The 15,364-nt window shown below is 73.3% G+C and carries 19 protein-coding genes; 9 read left to right on the forward strand and 10 right to left on the reverse strand.

Going from position 1 to position 15,364, the window contains the following annotated elements; genetic code table 11:
- Positions 1-81 precede the first annotated feature (81 nt).
- Positions 82-669 (forward strand): DUF4291 domain-containing protein, encoded by a 588-nt coding sequence (locus BG452_RS43030; protein WP_188309831.1) that lies wholly within the window; start codon positions 82-84, stop codon positions 667-669.
- Positions 670-677: 8 nt separating this feature from the next.
- Here the strand turns inward: BG452_RS43030 and BG452_RS43035 are convergent, their stop codons facing one another.
- Together BG452_RS43035 and BG452_RS43040 are read right to left on the reverse strand one after the other, a co-directional pair.
- Positions 678-2,354 (reverse strand): RICIN domain-containing protein, encoded by a 1,677-nt coding sequence (locus tag BG452_RS43035; RefSeq protein WP_317621510.1) that lies wholly within the window; start codon positions 2,352-2,354, stop codon positions 678-680.
- A 244-nt stretch (positions 2,355-2,598) separates the two neighbouring features.
- On the reverse strand, positions 2,599-2,838 hold the full coding sequence (locus BG452_RS43040) for a chaplin (RefSeq protein WP_188309832.1): 240 nt from the start codon (positions 2,836-2,838) through the stop codon (positions 2,599-2,601).
- A 131-nt stretch (positions 2,839-2,969) separates the two neighbouring features.
- On the opposite strand from BG452_RS43040, the gene BG452_RS43045 reads away from it, so the two are divergent.
- From BG452_RS43045 to BG452_RS43060, 4 genes are all read left to right on the forward strand, one after another.
- On the forward strand, positions 2,970-3,173 hold the full coding sequence (locus BG452_RS43045; protein WP_188309833.1) for a hypothetical protein: 204 nt from the start codon (positions 2,970-2,972) through the stop codon (positions 3,171-3,173).
- A 232-nt stretch (positions 3,174-3,405) separates the two neighbouring features.
- Complete coding sequence (locus BG452_RS43050; RefSeq protein WP_188309834.1) at positions 3,406-3,648, forward strand: chaplin; 243 nt, start codon at positions 3,406-3,408, stop codon at positions 3,646-3,648.
- A gap of 108 nt (positions 3,649-3,756) precedes the next feature.
- Positions 3,757-4,026 (forward strand): chaplin, encoded by a 270-nt coding sequence (locus tag BG452_RS43055; protein WP_188309835.1) that lies wholly within the window; start codon positions 3,757-3,759, stop codon positions 4,024-4,026.
- A 149-nt stretch (positions 4,027-4,175) separates the two neighbouring features.
- A complete protein-coding gene (locus tag BG452_RS43060; RefSeq protein ID WP_188309836.1) occupies positions 4,176-4,562 on the forward strand; it encodes a hypothetical protein in 387 nt (128 codons plus the stop codon).
- Between the two features lie 88 nt (positions 4,563-4,650).
- Here the strand turns inward: BG452_RS43060 and BG452_RS43065 are convergent, their stop codons facing one another.
- Complete coding sequence (locus BG452_RS43065) at positions 4,651-5,358, reverse strand: hypothetical protein (protein ID WP_188309837.1); 708 nt, start codon at positions 5,356-5,358, stop codon at positions 4,651-4,653.
- Between the two features lie 327 nt (positions 5,359-5,685).
- Here BG452_RS43065 and BG452_RS43070 point away from each other — a divergent pair, with 327 nt between their 5' ends.
- The 3 genes from BG452_RS43070 (at position 5,686) to BG452_RS43080 (ending at position 6,938) form a co-directional block, all read left to right on the forward strand.
- Positions 5,686-6,030 carry a hypothetical protein gene (locus BG452_RS43070; RefSeq protein ID WP_031063477.1) on the forward strand — a complete coding sequence of 115 codons (345 nt, stop codon included), beginning with the start codon at positions 5,686-5,688 and terminating at the stop codon, positions 6,028-6,030.
- A gap of 82 nt (positions 6,031-6,112) precedes the next feature.
- Positions 6,113-6,457 carry a rodlet layer protein gene (locus BG452_RS43075; protein WP_188309838.1) on the forward strand — a complete coding sequence of 115 codons (345 nt, stop codon included), beginning with the start codon at positions 6,113-6,115 and terminating at the stop codon, positions 6,455-6,457.
- 214 nt (positions 6,458-6,671) lie between these two features.
- The gene (locus BG452_RS43080) at positions 6,672-6,938 is read left to right on the forward strand and encodes a hypothetical protein (RefSeq protein WP_188309839.1); all 267 of its coding nucleotides are present in this window, start codon (positions 6,672-6,674) and stop codon (positions 6,936-6,938) included.
- A gap of 62 nt (positions 6,939-7,000) precedes the next feature.
- On the opposite strand, the gene hemB is transcribed toward BG452_RS43080, so the two are convergent.
- The 7 genes from hemB to BG452_RS43115 form a co-directional block, all read right to left on the reverse strand.
- A complete protein-coding gene (gene hemB, locus BG452_RS43085) occupies positions 7,001-7,981 on the reverse strand; it encodes a porphobilinogen synthase (protein WP_188309840.1) in 981 nt (326 codons plus the stop codon).
- Positions 7,982-8,057: 76 nt separating this feature from the next.
- Entirely contained in the window at positions 8,058-9,704 is a 1,647-nt protein-coding gene (locus tag BG452_RS43090; RefSeq protein WP_188309841.1) for a uroporphyrinogen-III synthase, read from the reverse strand.
- The gene (hemC, locus tag BG452_RS43095) at positions 9,701-10,705 is read right to left on the reverse strand and encodes a hydroxymethylbilane synthase (RefSeq protein ID WP_188309842.1); all 1,005 of its coding nucleotides are present in this window, start codon (positions 10,703-10,705) and stop codon (positions 9,701-9,703) included. The genes BG452_RS43090 and hemC overlap by 4 nt, the downstream gene beginning before the upstream one ends.
- A gap of 41 nt (positions 10,706-10,746) precedes the next feature.
- Positions 10,747-12,087 carry a glutamyl-tRNA reductase gene (locus BG452_RS43100; RefSeq protein ID WP_188309843.1) on the reverse strand — a complete coding sequence of 447 codons (1,341 nt, stop codon included), beginning with the start codon at positions 12,085-12,087 and terminating at the stop codon, positions 10,747-10,749.
- Between the two features lie 25 nt (positions 12,088-12,112).
- Positions 12,113-13,009, reverse strand: a complete 897-nt coding sequence (locus BG452_RS43105; protein ID WP_188309851.1) for a redox-sensing transcriptional repressor Rex — start codon at positions 13,007-13,009, stop codon at positions 12,113-12,115.
- Between the two features lie 107 nt (positions 13,010-13,116).
- The gene (locus tag BG452_RS43110) at positions 13,117-13,830 is read right to left on the reverse strand and encodes a 3'-5' exonuclease (RefSeq protein ID WP_188309844.1); all 714 of its coding nucleotides are present in this window, start codon (positions 13,828-13,830) and stop codon (positions 13,117-13,119) included.
- A gap of 187 nt (positions 13,831-14,017) precedes the next feature.
- Complete coding sequence (locus BG452_RS43115) at positions 14,018-14,293, reverse strand: glutaredoxin family protein (RefSeq protein ID WP_188309845.1); 276 nt, start codon at positions 14,291-14,293, stop codon at positions 14,018-14,020.
- Between the two features lie 114 nt (positions 14,294-14,407).
- On the opposite strand from BG452_RS43115, the gene BG452_RS43120 reads away from it, so the two are divergent.
- The coding region (locus BG452_RS43120) for an HAD family hydrolase (RefSeq protein ID WP_188309846.1) at positions 14,408-15,364 on the forward strand (957 nt) is incomplete at its 3' end.

The following is a 15,364-nucleotide window of genomic DNA, read 5'->3' on the forward strand; positions in this document are numbered from 1 at the left end:
ACACCCCCGGCCCCCCGACCGTCCCCGCCCACCCCGAAAACCCGTGGCGCCCGGTGGGCGTCGGCCACGACGATGCGGCCCATGTCCACCCAGCCGCCGAAGCAGCAGATCCGGGCCCGCCACACCGCCGACACCATCACCGTCTACCAGGCCTTCCCGCCCCTGATCGCCGAACCGGCGGCGGCCGAGGGGCGGTTCCCGGAGGCGTTCTCGCGGGACCGGATGACCTGGATCAAGCCCTCGTTCCTCTGGATGATGCACCGCAGCGACTGGGGGCGGAGCCCGGGCCAGGAGCGGGTGCTCGCGCTGGAGATCAGCCGGGAGGGCTTCGACTGGGCGCTGGAGCGGGCCGTGCTGAGCGGCTACACCGGGCGGGTGCACGTGTCGCGGGCGGCCTGGAAGCGGGAGCTGCGGCAGAGCCCGGTGCGGGTGCAGTGGGATCCGGAGCGCGGGCCTGACCTCGGGGCGCTGGAGTGGCGCACCATCCAGGTCGGGCTGTCCGGCGAGGCGGTGCGGCGGTACGCGGACGAGTGGATCCGGCGGATCACGGACGTCACCGCGCTGGCCGACCGGGTGCGGCGGGAGCGGGACCGGGCACTGCTGCCGGTCGAGACGCCGTACCCGGTGGGTGGGGCCGTCGCCGTCCGGGTGGGGGCAGCGACGGCCTGACGGGGTGGTCAGCTGTGGAGGTAGACGATGCCGAGCTTGGTGAGCTGCCAGAGCTGGGCGGGGGCGCCGGTGTCGGTGGCGAGTTCGACGTAGGGGTTGCCCTTGGCGTCGAGGGTGGTGCCGGCGGCGAGGACCTTGGTGGGGTCGGCGGAGTCGGCGATCTTGTAGTTGCCGTTGCCGGCCGGCGTGAAGACCCAGTGCTGGTTGGCGCCGCCGTTGCAGCCCCACTGCTGGATCCGGGTGCCGGGGGCGGTGGCGGCCGCGCTGGCGTCCAGGCACATGTCGCGGTTGCCGCTGAAGTCCAGCTCGTAGCTGCCGCCGGCCTTGGCCTCCAGGACGAAGGACTGGTTCAGCCCGCCGGTCGCCGGGTAGCTGATGGCGGCCCGGCCGTTGGTGGAGTCGCCGTAGCTGCCGCCGCCGGTGAGGTCGAGGGCGTTGCCGGTGGCCGCGTTGGTGAGCTGGTACCAGGAGCCGTCCTCGGGGGTGTCGCCGAAGGGCTTCCCGGGGGTGAGCGGCTGGATCGAGGTGGTGTTCTGCTGGTTGAGCGTGCAGTACGCCTCCGCCTGGTCGGGCTTGGCGAAGAACTGGCCGAGGCAGACGCCCTCACCGCGGTAGCCGGCCACCCGCAGGTGGTACGACTGGCGGACCATGTTCATGCACAGCCCGGGGATGCCGATCTGCGAGTCGCAGCCGTTGCGGGCCCACTCGGAGAGGTTGATGACGTCGCCGTTGCTGTACTCGTACGGCGAGGTCGTCCACTCCGCGCACACCTCGTGACCGAAGGCGACCCTGCGCTGGTCCAAGTACCGTACGCCGGGCACCTGTTCAGCCGCGCCGCGGAGTGCGTCGCTGAACGTGGGCACCACCCAGTCGTGGCCCCAGGCGAGGTCCTCGGGGAAGGCCGGGCAGCCGTCGGTGATCTTGCCGAGGTAGTCGTTGCGCCGGATGTCCGGGGTGATCGGGTTGAAGTACGACTGGTAGACCAGCTGGTACGAGGTGTCCGCGTAACCGGCCTTGCGCATGGTCTGCCGGATGTTCTGCAGCGCGGCGACGACCTTCGGCTGGACGGCCTGGGCCCGCCGGCGGATCTCGTCGCTGCCGATGGTGTCCCGGCAGCCCTGGTCCTTGGGGATCGGGAAGTACTGGGCGAGGCAGTGCATCATGATGCCGCTGAAGTCGAAGTCGTCGTTGGCGCCGATCGTGACGACGACCATCTTGACGTCGTACTTGCTTGCCGTGTCGGCGAGTTTGACGTCCTGCTTGGGCTCGCCGAAGTCGCCGCTGCCGCCGCCGGTGATCTTGGCCAGCGCGGGGTCGCTGACCAGGTCGCCGGTCTGGGCGCCGGAGCAGGCGAGGTCGATCGGGGTGACGCCGGGGATGTCGGTGGTGAAGATCTCCGACTTGGGGTGGCGGTGGCAGTAGTTGGTCGGGGTGTCGGTCTCCGGGAAGTAGCCGTCGTTGGTGTCGGTGCCGGCGCCCTCCCCGGAGATGGCGCTGTCGCCGAGGGCGACGATCGCGGCGGGGCGGGTGGCGGCCGGATCCGGCGCCGGGGCGTTGTCGGCGAGGGCGGCCGGGGCGCCGGCCAGGCCGAGGGTGGCGATGAGGACGCCGGTGGCGAGCAGGGCGGCGGACCGGGACGAGCCCGTTCGCGCCCGCCGCGCCGCGGACGTGCGGAACCTGATCACACGCGACTCCTTGCGGGGGTGGGGGAACCGTCCGGCCGGGGGTGCCGAGCGGTGCGGAGCAGGAGAAGTGCCGAAAAGGTGAGCAGGTCTCACATTCTAGGTACTGACAAGTAGTACAACAAGGCTCGTGACAGCACCGGGAACTGACCCCGGGACAGTCCGGCGGCAGCGAAAAAGCCGCCGCTCCGCGCCCCAGGAGGGAAGCGCGGAACGGCGGCTCTCACCGGCCGAACCGGTCGTGGGTTCAGCCCAGGTTGGCGCAGTGGTTGCCGAACGCCGGGTTCAGCAGACCCACGATGTCGATGGTGTTGCCGCACAGGTTGACCGGCACGTGCACCGGAACCTGGATCTGGTTGCCCGAGATGACACCGGGGGAACCAGCGGCGACACCCTCGGCGCCGGAGCTGGCCATGGCGGTGCCGGCGCCGGCGGCCACGATGCCCACCACGGCCGCGCCGACGGCGGCGGTCTTCTTGATGCTCATGCGAGCCTCCTGACTGATCAACAGAGATGCACGGGGAGTGCGACATCTAGAACGAGGCCCGTCCGGACCGGTTGCGACGGCGCCCGCACTGTCACCCGTCTGGCCCAATGCGACCCTCGACCGGCATTCGGGTGATCACCGGACCGGACCGTTTCCCCTCGCGCACTGCCTCGTTCTCCCTGACGAAGACGGAACACCCGGCCCTGCTCAATGAATCGAGTACCGCCCATGCGCAGCTCGCCCACGGCCTCGACGGCACCGAGGCCACCGGCAAGTCGGTCGACGTGGCGGGCCCCCCAGAACCCGGCGTTCGGCGACATCGCCTGAACGCCTGACCGGGAATTCCTGGTCGCGCCTCCGCCCGAACCGTTCCCGGCCGTGCGGGAAATGTTCGCGAGGCGCTGGAAGAACGCGGCGGCCGCGTCGACGCCCGAGCCATGGGCGGAACACGCCGGTGTGCGCCGCCGGAGTGACAATCACGGCAATCCATGAAGCCTTCGGGTGAGTATTCCTACTCGCCCGTTTCCCGACATTCACCTTCCGTCGGGCAGAAATCGGAGGAAAGACATGCGCAACCTCAAGAAGGCCGCTGCCCTCTCCCTGGCCACCACCGGCCTGGTGCTCGGTGCCGCCGGCGGCGCGTTCGCCAGCTCGGGCGCCCAGGGCGTGGCCGCCGGCTCCCCCGGCGTGCTCTCCGGCAACCAGATCCAGATCCCGGTGCACATTCCGGTCAACGTCTGCGGCAACAGCATCAACGTCATCGGCCTGCTCAACCCGGCGTTCGGCAACAGCTGCCTCAACGCCGGCTGAACCCGCGGTCGCCGACCCGGCGACAGCTGATTCACCGAGCCCGTGCCGCGCCCCGCAGCGCCGGGGCGCGGCACGCTCCACCCGTGTGTGATCGAGGAGATCAACCCCATGCAGAACGTGAAGAAGGCAGCCGTCCTCTCCGCCGCCGCCGCCGGCCTGATCCTGGGCGCGGCCGGCTCCGCCGCCGCCAGCTCGGGCGCCGAGGGCGTCGCCGCCGGCTCCCCCGGTGTCGCCTCCGGGAACCAGATCCAGATCCCGGTGCACATCCCGCTCAACCTGTGCGGCAACTCCATCGACGTGATCGGTGCGCTGAACCCGGCCTTCGGCAACAGCTGCGCCAACGTGGAGATGCACCCGCAGCCCGCGGACGACTGCTGATCCCCGATCGGCACGCGTTTCGGCCGTACTGCCCCCCGACCAGCCGGCCGGGGGGCAGTTCGGCATCCCCGGACGGGACGTCCGGAACCCCAGGGCCGGTCTCCCGGGTTTCGTCGGGCCGCGCCCCACTCCACCGAAGGGTGATCCGCATGGTTTCGAAGAAGGGCGGGGCCGGGCTGGCCGCCGCCGTGGGCGCCGTGGTGCTGCTCGGCGCCGGTTCGGCGCAGGCCGCCACCACCACCGGCTCGGGCCCGCAGCCCGCGGCCGGCCCGGCCACCCTGGCCAAGACCGACGTCGGGCAGGCGCTGAACGGGACGACGTCCGGCCTCGGTTACGGCGTCGCGCCGATCAAGAGCCTGCGTCTGGACCCGTGGGCCAACTCCTCGGCCGACGTGCTCAACAACGGTGCGACCGTCCAGCCGGACCAGGGCCTGGCCCCGGTGGGCACCGGGACGCTGACCGGACCGCTGAGCGCGGGCGGCGGCGTCAAGGACCTCCCGCTGGTCGGCGGGCTGTCCGGCGTCCTGCCCGGCTGAGGACGCGGACGCGCCGGAGCCCGGCACCCCGCCTGGTGACCAGGGGTGCCGGGCTCCGGCGCGGGCTCAGCGCCGGCTCCGATCGGGCTCAGAGCCGGGCCAGGTCGACCAGACCGCTCTGCTGGACGAGGCCGGTGGCGGTCGAGGTGGCCGTGCCGGTCGCGTCGGTCTGCCGCAGCACACCGGTGGCCGTCGCGGTGGTGGTGTCGGCCAGGTCGTTCACCTCGTCGGTGACGGAGAGCCGGCTCTCGTCGCCGCCGAGGCTCGCGGTGGCCCCGGGGACGGTCTGCACGGCGCCGGGCACCAGGTGCGGGTCCACCTCGTCCACCCGGAGCCGGCCGTCGGCGAGCTGGCCGGTGCCGTCGTGCACCAGCGCCAGCGGCTTGCCCACGTCCAGGCCGGGGGTCTTGGCCTGCAGCGGCGCGGCCGGGGCCTCCAGCAGCACCTGACCGAGGTCGGCGCCCTGGTCGACCAGCGGCAGCGGCAGCTGGGCCTTGGCGCTCGGGCCGACCTTGCCGGTGGCCAGCTGGGGCACCAGGTGGTCCGGGAGCAGCCCGTTGTCGGTGGTGCGGCCGGACGCCGGCGGCATCACCAGCGAGGTCGGGATGCCGGCCGTGACGTGGCTGCCCAGCGGGGTGAGCGGCACGTCCGCCGGGACCTGCTGGGTGGACAGCTTGTCCTCCAGGGCCCCGACCTGGTCGGGGCTCACCGGGGCGGCGGTGGCCGCTCCCTGGGAGGCGAGCACGCCCGCACCGACCGCCAGCAGCATCGCGCCGGCCCGCTTGGAGAACTTCATGCTTTTCACCGTTCTGCCTGTCCGTACTGGGGACGTCCTGGTGGTCCAGTAGCGGAGTTCTATCGGGGAGGACTGCGGTGCCCGCAGCCGGAAAGCAATCTGCGCAACGAGTGACCAGGAGTTCGGATTGCGGGCGTTAGCCGGTTCGGCCTAATAATCCGACCGGAAACCACTCCCGGACGCGCCTCCCGGACTCTTTTCAAAAATCCCCGTAACCTTCCGTGCCGTCATTCTTTGATCTGGACGTCAGTGACTGCAGACCGGGTCTGAGCGTTCGACGCGTTGCTACGCACGGAAACCGAAAGCATTTCAGAGAGGGATCTCCCCATGATCCAGAAGTCCTTCGCCGCCGCCGGCCTGGCCGTCGCCGCGCTGGCCGCTGCCGCCGCACCCGCTTCCGCCATCGGTGACGCGGACGGCGCGGCCGCCTCCATCGAGGGCAACGGCGGCACCAACTTCACCGGGACGGTCGGGAACAACAGCCCGAACTTCCACTTCCTGGACAACGCGAACGTCTGCCTCCCCGAGATCCACAACATCGCCGTCGGCGTTCTGGGTGTGGCCGTCCCGGTCGAGGTCCCGATCGCCAACAGCGGTGGCAAGCAGTACTGCACGCAGGGCCAGGGCACCCAGAGCCACGGCGACGCGGGCGTGTCCCACCTGGTCGGCTGACGCTCCCACAGCCCTCCACCGCACCACCCCCTGAACCACCCCCGAATCGCTCCCCGATTCACCCTCGAGAGGAAAACCGGAAATGATCAAGAAGTCCCTCGCCGCCGCCGGTCTGGCCGCCGCCGCCATCGCGATGTCCGCCGGCTCGGCTTCCGCCATCGTCGACTCGGACGGCGCCGCCACCTCCGTCCAGGGCAACGGCGGCACCAACCAGACCGGCACCCACGGCAACGGCAGCCCGAACTTCCACACCCTGGACAACGCGAACATCTGCCTGCCGGAGGTCCACAACATCGCCGTCGCCGTCGTCGGCGTCGCGGTTCCGGTCGAGGTGCCCGTCCTGAACAGCACCCCGAAGCAGATCTGCAACGTCGGCCAGAACACCCAGTCCTCGGGCGACGCGGGTGTCTCGCACCTGATCGGCTGATCAAGGGGCATGGCACGGACGGAGGGCCCGGGGAGGATGGTCTCCCCGGGCCCTCCGGGCTTGACCGAGGTGTCCGGCCCGGCCGCCGAACCACTGCGGCCGACCGGGTGACCGTCCGTCCGGACCGGCGCGTGCGACGTCGGCCGGGCGGCCGAGGTGATCACCAGTCAGAGCAAGGGCGCCCGCGGGGCGCCCCCACAGAGAGGGCAGATCCATGAAGAGCAAGCTGGCCAAGGCCGCCCTGACCGCCACCGCCGCGCTCGCGCTCGCGGGTGCCGCCACCCCGGCGTTCGCCCACGTCGGCCTGGCGGGCGGCGGCGGCATCGTCGCCTCCGGCGACCAGCCGTTCGTGGCCGGGATGGAGTGGGGCGTCGGCCACACCTCCGACGTCGTCGCCGGCGGCTTCGGTGGCGGCGCCGCCACCGCGACCGACCTGGTGGGCGGCGGCGAGGGCTTCGCGCACATCAACGGCTGGAAGTAACAGCCGGAAGGCCGGGCCGCCCCCGTCGGGGGGTGGCCCGGCCTTCCGCTGTGCGGGGTCCGCTACTTGAGCATCCCGGCGGCCTCGACGGCCCAGTAGGTGAGGATCTGCTCGGCGCCGGCCCGGCGGAGCGAGGTGAGCGTCTCCATGATCATCCGCTCCCGGTCGATCCAGCCGTTCGCGGCGGCGGCCTCGACCATCGCGTACTCGCCGGACACCTGGTACGCGGAGACCGGCACCGGGGAGGCGTCGGCGATCTGGCGCAGGATGTCCAGGTAGGCCATGCCCGGCTTGACCATCACCAGGTCGGCGCCCTCGGCGAGGTCCTGCTCCAGCTCGCGCAGCGCCTCGCGGGCGTTGGCCGGGTCCTGCTGGTAGGCCTTGCGGTCGCCCTTGAGCGAGGAGCCGACTGCCTCGCGGAACGGGCCGTAGAAGGCCGAGGCGTACTTGGCGGTGTAGGCGAGGATGCCGGTGTCCTGGTGCCCCGCCTCGTCCAACGCCCGCCGGATGACGGCGATCTGACCGTCCATCATGCCGGACGGGCCGACCAGGTGGACGCCCGCGTCGGCCTGCACCCGGGCCATCTCGGCGTAGCGCTCCAGGGTGGCGTCGTTGTCCACGCTGCCGTCGGCGGCCAGTACCCCGCAGTGGCCGTGGTCGGTGTACTCGTCCAGGCAGAGGTCGGACATGACCACCAGGGCGTCGCCGACCTCGGCGACCACGTCCCGGATCGCCCGCTGGAGGATGCCGTCCGGGTTGGTGCCCTCGCTGCCGATCGCGTCCTGCACGGCCGGGACGCCGAACAGCATGACGCCGCCGAGGCCCGCCTCGGCCGCCTCGACGACGGCCTTGCGCAGGGTGTCGCGGGTGTGCTGGACCACGCCCGGCATCGAGGAGACCGGGACGGGCTCGCTGACACCCTCGCGGACGAACAGCGGCAGGACCAGCTCCGCCGGGTGCAGCCGGGTCTCGGCGACCAGTCGGCGCATCGCCGGGCTCTGCCGCAGCCGGCGCGGGCGAACGTACGGGAATTCAGCGGACACGGCTTCTCTCTCCGAACGGTTGTGCAGCGCAGGGGGCGGCGAACCGCCGCCCCCGACACCATAGTTGGGGGTACCCTCAGCGGGCCTTGCGGCGGGAGCCCGGACGGCGCTCGCTGGGCCGGTAGACCGGCTCGCCCGCGGCCGTCGCGGTGTCCCGGCGCCTGGCCCCGAAGTCTGCCAGTGCCTGGGCCAGCGCGGCCGCCGACGGCGCCGGGGCCATCACGTCGACCCGCAGGCCGTGCTCCTCGGCGGTCTTGGCGGTGGCCGGACCGATGCAGGCGATGACCGTGACGTTGTGCGGCTTGCCGGCGATGCCGACCAGGTTCCGGACGGTCGAGGACGAGGTGAACAGCACCGCGTCGAAGCCGCCGCCCTTGATCGCCTCCCGGGTCTCGGCCGGCGGCGGCGAGGCGCGCACCGTCCGGTACGCCGTCACGTCGTCGACCTCCCAGCCGAGCTCGACCAGGCCGGCCACCAGGGTCTCGGTGGCGATGTCGGCGCGCGGCAGCAGCACCCGGTCGATCGGGTCGAAGACCGGGTCGTACGGCGGCCAGTCCTCCAGCAGCCCGGCGGCGGACTGCTCGCCGGAGGGCACCAGGTCCGGCTTCACGCCGAAGTCCACCAGGGCCTGGGCGGTGGTCTCGCCGACCGCCGCGACCTTGATCCCGGCGAACGCCCGGGCGTCCAGGCCGTACTCCTCGAACTTCTCCCGGACGGCGCGGACGGCGTTCACCGAGGTGAAGGCGATCCACTCGTAGCGGCCGGTGACCAGGCCCTTGATGGCCCGCTCCATCTGCTGCGGGGTGCGCGGCGGCTCGACCGCGATGGTCGGCACCTCCTGCGGCACCGCGCCGTACGAGCGCAGCTGCTCGGACAGGCCGTGGGCCTGCTCCTTGGTGCGCGGCACGAGGACGTTCCAGCCGAACAGCGGCTTGGTCTCGAACCACGAGTGCGAGGCGCGGTGGGCGACCTGCTCGCCCACCACGGCTATCACCGAGGTCGCCGGGTCCACCGGGGCGGAGACCGGCGAGGGCAGCACCCGGGCCACCTTGAGGTCGGCCGCGATGGTGGACAGCGTGGAGGTGAAGGTGCGCTGGCGGGTGGTGGTGCCGGAGAGGGTGGCGCTCAGCGCCGACTCCGGCTTGCGGCCGTTGGAGACCAGCGCGCTCGCGGTGGCCGGCAGCTGGCCCAGGGTGGTGCGGACCACCAGGGTGGTCTCCGGCGCGCCCAGGTCGACCGGGGCGCCGGACAGCAGCTGGCCGCCGTCCACGAAGCGGACGTCGGTGCCGGTCGCGCCGCGCAGCGGGACGCCCGCGTACGCCGGGACGCCGACCGACTGGGCGACGCCCGGGATCACCTCGAAGGGGATCCCGTCGCCCGCGCAGCTGAGCATCTCCTCGGCGGCGCAGCCGTCCAGGCCCGGGTCGCCGTCGACGGTGCGGACCACGTGCTTGCCGGCCCGGACGGCGTCGGCGACCAGCTTGGCCAGGTCGAAGTCGGTGCCCTCGGCGGCCGGGGCGTGCACCTGCACGCCGGCCGGGCAGTGGGTGCGCACGGCCGCGGCGGTCAGCGGGTCGGCGACCAGGACGTCGGCCGAGGACAGCACCTCGACGGCGCGCAGGGTCAGCAGGCCCGGGTCACCGGGGCCCGCCCCCAGGAAGGTGCACCGTCCGGTGGGCTGCCCGGCGGGGAACAGGGCGTCGGTGGCGGCGGTGGGGCTCATCGGGCTCGCTCCCCCATCAGGGTGGCCGCGCCCGCGTCGAGCAGCCGGACGGCCAGGGCGTGGCCGAGGGCCCGCGCCTGCCGCTCGGCGGTCTCGTCGAGGACGATCGGACCGTTGGCGGACATCTTCAGCAGGGCGGTGCCGTCGGGGTCGCCGACCACGCCGTCCAGCTGCAGTTCGTTCTCCCGGCCCCAGGTGGCCAGTGCGGCCACCGGGGCCGAGCAGCCGGCCTCCAGGGCGGCCAGCAGGGCGCGCTCGGCGGCCACGGCGACCCTGGTGGGGGCGTGGTCCAGCAGGGCGAGCGCGGCGGTCAGCTCAGCGTTGGCGGTGGTGCACTCGATCGCCAGCGCGCCCTGGCCGGGGGCCGGGAGCATCAGCTCGTGGTCGAGGTGCTGGGAGATCTCGGCGCTGCGGCCGAGCCGGTTGAGTCCGGCGGTGGCCAGCACCACGGCGTCCAGCTCGCCGGCGCTCACGTAGCCGATCCGGGTGTCCACGTTGCCGCGGATCGCGACGGTCTCCAGCTGGGCCTCGCGGGCCCGGGCCCAGGCGTTCAGCTGGGCCATCCGGCGTGGGGAGCCGGTGCCTATCCGGGCCGGGCGGCCGGCCCCGGCCAGCTTCTCCACCAGCTCGTCCAGGGTCAGGCCCTCGGCGGCGACCAGGGCGTCCCGGGCGTCCTCGCGCACGGGGACGGCGGCCAGCGCCAGACCCTCGGGGGCGGCGGTGGGCAGGTCCTTGAGCGAGTGCACGGCGAAGTCGATCCGGCCCTCCTGCAGGGCGTCCCGCAGCGCGGAGACGAACACGCCGGTGCCGCCGATCTGCGCGAGCGCCTCCCGGGAGGTGTCGCCGTAGGTGGTGATCTCGACCAGCTCGACGGGGCGGCCGGTGAGCCTGGTCACCTCGCGGGCGACCATGCCCGACTGGGCCATGGCGAGCGCGCTGCGCCGGGTGCCGAGGCGCAGGGCGGCGGCCGGAGCCTGCTCGGTGAGCGGTTGACCATTCATGAGGTGATCGTCCCGGTGGTACTCGTGGGATGGCTGACGGTTCATCTGGTGCTCCCGGCCGAAGGCTGGGGGCGGCCGCCGACGGGCGTGCCCGACACGGCGTGCACGGCTGCCGGGTCGAGGTCGAACAGCTCGCGCAGGGCGTCCGCGTAGGAGGCGCCGCCGGGCTCGGCGGCCAGCTGCTTCACCCGGACGGTCGGGGCGTGCAGCAGCTTGTCGACGACGCGACGGACGGTCTGGGTGATCTCGGCGCGGGAGCGCTCGTCCAGGTCGGGCAGCCGGGAGTCCAGCCGGCCCAGTTCGGCGGCGACCACGTCGGAGGCCATCGCCCGCAGGGCGACCACGGTCGGCGCGATCCGGGCGGCCCGCTGGGCGGCGCCGAAGGCGGTCACCTCGTCGGAGACGATCCGGGTGACCTCGTCGACGTCGCCGGCGCCGGGGCTGGCGGCGTGCGCGTGGGAGAGGCTCTCCAGGTCGACCAGCAGGGCGCCGGCCAGCTCGTGCACGGCGTGGTCGACGTCGCGCGGCATGGCGAGGTCGAGCAGCGCCAGCGGCTCGGGGGACGTGCGGGAGGCGACGGCGGCGGCCACGTCCTCGGCCCGGACCACCACACCGGCCGCGCCGGTGCAGGAGATCACCAGGTCGACGTCGGCCAGCGCCTCGGGCACCTTGGCGAGGTCCAGGGCGCGGGCCACGTCCGGGCCGAGGATCTCCACCAGGCGCTCGGCGCGGGCCGGGGTGCGGTTGGCGATCAGCAGGTCGGTGACCCCGGAGCGGACCAGGGTGGCGGCGGCCAGCGAGCTCATCGAGCCGGCCCCGACCACCAGCGCGCGCTTGCCGGCGATCCCGCCCGCGCCCGCGGCGACCTGCTCCAGGCCGAAGGTGACCAGCGACTGGCCGGCCTTGTCGATGCCGGTCTCGCTGTGCGCCCGCTTGCCGACCCGCAGGGCCTGCTGGAACAGCTCGTTCAGGCCGCGCCCGGCGGTGTGCTCGTCCTGGGCCTTGGCCAGCGCGTCGCGCAGCTGGCCGAGGATCTGGCCCTCGCCGACCACCATCGAGTCCAGGCCGCAGGCCACCGAGAAGAGGTGGTGGACGGCGCGGTCCTCGTAGTGGACGTACAGGTGGGAGGTCAGCTCCTCCAGGTCCACCCCGCTGTGGTGGGCCAGCAGCAGCGACAGCTCGGCGACGCCCGCGTGGAACTTGTCCACGTCCGCGTACAGCTCGATCCGGTTGCAGGTGTTGAGCAGCGCGGCCTCGGCGACGGTCGAGGACGCAGCCGCGTCGTGCAGCAGCCGGGTCGGGACCTCACCGGTCAGCGCGGCGCGCTCCAGCACGCCGACCGACGCCGTCCGGTGGCTCAGTCCGACGACGAGAAGACTCATGCCCGTCCCCCACAGCTTTCGGTGTTCATGCGGGCATCACCGCGGACAGCTCGCCCTCGCCGCCCTTGGCGGACTTGCCCTTGGCCGACTGCTCGGCCTGGTCGTTGGCCTCCGGCTCGGCGCCGCCGCGGCCCTTGCCGCTGCCGCCGGCCGCCCGGCGCAGCTTGGCCGCGGCCGCCCGGACCGGGCCGGGGGCGCGGTCCAGCACGGACTCGGTGCGGTCGGTCTCCTCGCCGGCCTTGCGCTGCTCGTGGAAGGCGAGGATCTGCAGCTCGATGGAGAGGTCCACCTTGCGCACGTCCACGCCGTCCGGGACGGTCAGCACGGTCGGGGCGAAGTTGAGGATGCTGGTGACGCCCGCCTCGACCAGCCGGTCGCACACCTGCTGGGCGGCGCCGGGCGGGGTGGTGATCACACCGATCGAGACGTGCTGGCTCTCGACGATCGCCTCCAGCTCGTCCATGTGGCGCACCGGCAGCCCCGCGGCGGTGGAACCGACCACGTTGGGGTCGGCGTCCAACAGGGCGGCGACCCGGAACCCGCGGGAGGCGAAGCCGCCGTAGTTGGCGAGGGCGTGGCCGAGGTTCCCGATGCCGACGATGACGACCGGCCAGTCCTGGGTCAGACCGAGCTCGCGGGAGATCTGGTAGACGAGGTACTCGACGTCGTAGCCGACGCCGCGGGTGCCGTAGGAGCCGAGGTAGGAGAAGTCCTTGCGCAGCTTGGCCGAGTTCACGCCGGCCGCGGCGGCCAGCTCCTCGGAGGAGACGGTCGGCACCGAGCGCTCGGAGAGCGCGGTGAGGGCCCGCAGGTAGAGGGGAAGCCGGGCGACGGTCGCCTCCGGGATGCCCCGGGCGCGCGAGGGTCGGCGCGCGGCGCCCTGGTCGGGCGTCTGCGAACTGCTCTGTGGTGATCGGCCGATTGCCACGGTGCTCCTGTGGGTGAAGCTGGGCTTTGGCAGCCAGGCTAAGCGTTTGTGAACGTGTGCACAAAGATGGTGTCCGTTTTGTCCCGGCACAGTGATGCGCATCACGCCGTCGAACCCATAGCACCGGCCTGCGTCGGAACGACCTCCGGGGCCGCGGGACCGGGCAGCCAGGGGCCGTACGGCGCCTCCCGGCGCACCAGCGGGACGGCGTCGCCGGACGGGCGCGAACGGGCCCGGCCCAGCCGCGGCCAGGGCACTCCGGCAGCCTCGCGCAGCGGGCCGGTCCAGTCGTCCGGCGGGCAGGACGGGGCACCCGCGCAGTGCCGCAGCAGCGCCGCCGTCACCCGGGCGTCGCCCAGCGCGGTGTGCGCCGGGAACCAGCCCAGACCGGCCGCCTCCGCACAGGCCGCCAGGCCGTGGCCACGGGCCTCCGGCAGGTGGGCGCGGGCCAGCCCCATCGTGCACAGCAGCGGGACGGGCGGCAGCGCCACCCCGATCCGGGCGAATTCGCGGTCCAGGAAGGCGTGGTCGCAACTGACGTGATGGCCGACCAGCACCCGGCCGGCCAGCAGCTCCAGCAGCCGGGGGGCGATCTCCCGGAAGCGCGGGGCGCCCTCGACGTCGGCCTGGCGTATCCGGTGCACATGGGTCGGGCCGACCGGGCCCAGCGGGTCCAGCAGGGTCGCGAACTCGCCCTCGGGGCGGAGCCGGGCGTCCAGCAGCACCACCGCCACCTCGACCACCCGGTGCCGCCACGGGCTGCGGCCGGTCGCCTCCACGTCCACCACCGCGAAGCCCTCGGAACCTCCGGGCATCCCTGGGACCGGGCGGGGAAGCATGGCGGCACTCCTCGTGTGCTCAGCCCCCCACGGGCGCAAACGCGTTCGATCGTAAGCCGACCGGGGCGCCCCGCCCCAAGCCCGGACGGAGTGTCTTTGGCAACGATTCGGCGAACCGCCCCCGCCGGTCGGCGGGGGCGGTGGTGCACGCCCGAGGGCCCGCTCAGGCCCCCAGGGCCTTGCGCAGCCGGCTCTCGTCGACCCGCCAGAAGTCGTGCTGGCGACCGTCGATCAGGGTGACCGGGATCTGCTCCCAGTAGCGGCGGTACAGCTCCTCGTCCTGGGTGATGTCCTTCTCCTCGAAGGCCGCGCCCAGCTCCGCCGTCACCCGGACGATCACCTCCCGGGCCTCGTCGCACAGGTGGCAGCCGGGCTTGCCGACCAGGGTCACGGTACGGTCCGCCGGCTCGGGGCTCTTACGTCGCAGCAGTGGGCTCACCCCGCCATTGTGGCGGCTGCCCACCCGCCCGCCCCGGGGCGGCGGGGAGCTGTTCACCGCACGGGCACGGCTCCGTCACGGCCGCTCCCCGCCCGGCTGGATATGCTCGATGACATGGCCGTGCTCCGAAGGCTCACCCAGGCGAGGCGCTCCACCACCGAGCGGAGCGCTCTGGCGGGCGAGGCCGCGGCGGCGGCCGCCGAGGCCGCGCTGCGCGCCGAGCCGCTGCTCTCCCCCGCCATCGGCGACACCCTCGTGGACGCCCCCGCGGGGAACGACACCGCCGGAAGCGGCCCCGGGACGGACGCCCCCGAGGCGGCCGCGGAGGCGAAGCCGGAGGCCCCGGCCGCGGGCAGGCCCGGAAAGGCCCCCAAGCCGCCGGCCGGGAACCACACCCCCGACCAGGACGACCCGCGCGCCGCCGCCTTCTTCGACTGCGACAACACCATCCTGCGCGGCGCCGCGATCTTCTACCTCGGCGTCGGCCTCTACCGGCACGGCTTCCTCACCCGCCGCGACATCGCCCGCTTCGCCTGGCAGCAGGCGCTCTTCCGGCTGAACGGCACCGAGGACCCGGACCACATCTCGGACGCCCGGAACACCGCCCTCGGCATCGTCGCCGGCAAGCGCACCGCCGACCTGGAGGTGATCTGCGAGGAGGTCTTCGAGCAGGTCGTCGCCGACAAGATCTGGCCCGGCACCCGCGCCCTGGTCCAGATGCACCTGGACGCCGGCCAGCGGGTCTGGCTGGTGACCGCCGCCCCGCTGGAGGTGGCCCGGATCATCGCCCGGCGGCTCGGCATGACCGGCGCGCTGGGCACCGTCGCCGAGGCCCGGGACGGCCACTACACCGGACGGCTGGTCGGCGACCTGCTGCACGGCCCGGCCAAGGCCGCCGCGGTGAACGCGCTGGCCCGGCGCGAGCGGCTGGACCTCGACCGCTGCGCCGCCTACAGCGACTCCGCCAACGACATCCCGATGCTCTCGCTGGTCGGCCACCCGTACGTGGTGAACCCGGACGGCGCGCTGCGGCGGCACGCCCGGGCGCAGGGCTGGCGGGTGCGCGACTTC

This window comes from Streptomyces sp. CBMA123, from assembly GCF_014596465.1.
GTDB lineage: Bacteria > Actinomycetota > Actinomycetes > Streptomycetales > Streptomycetaceae > Kitasatospora.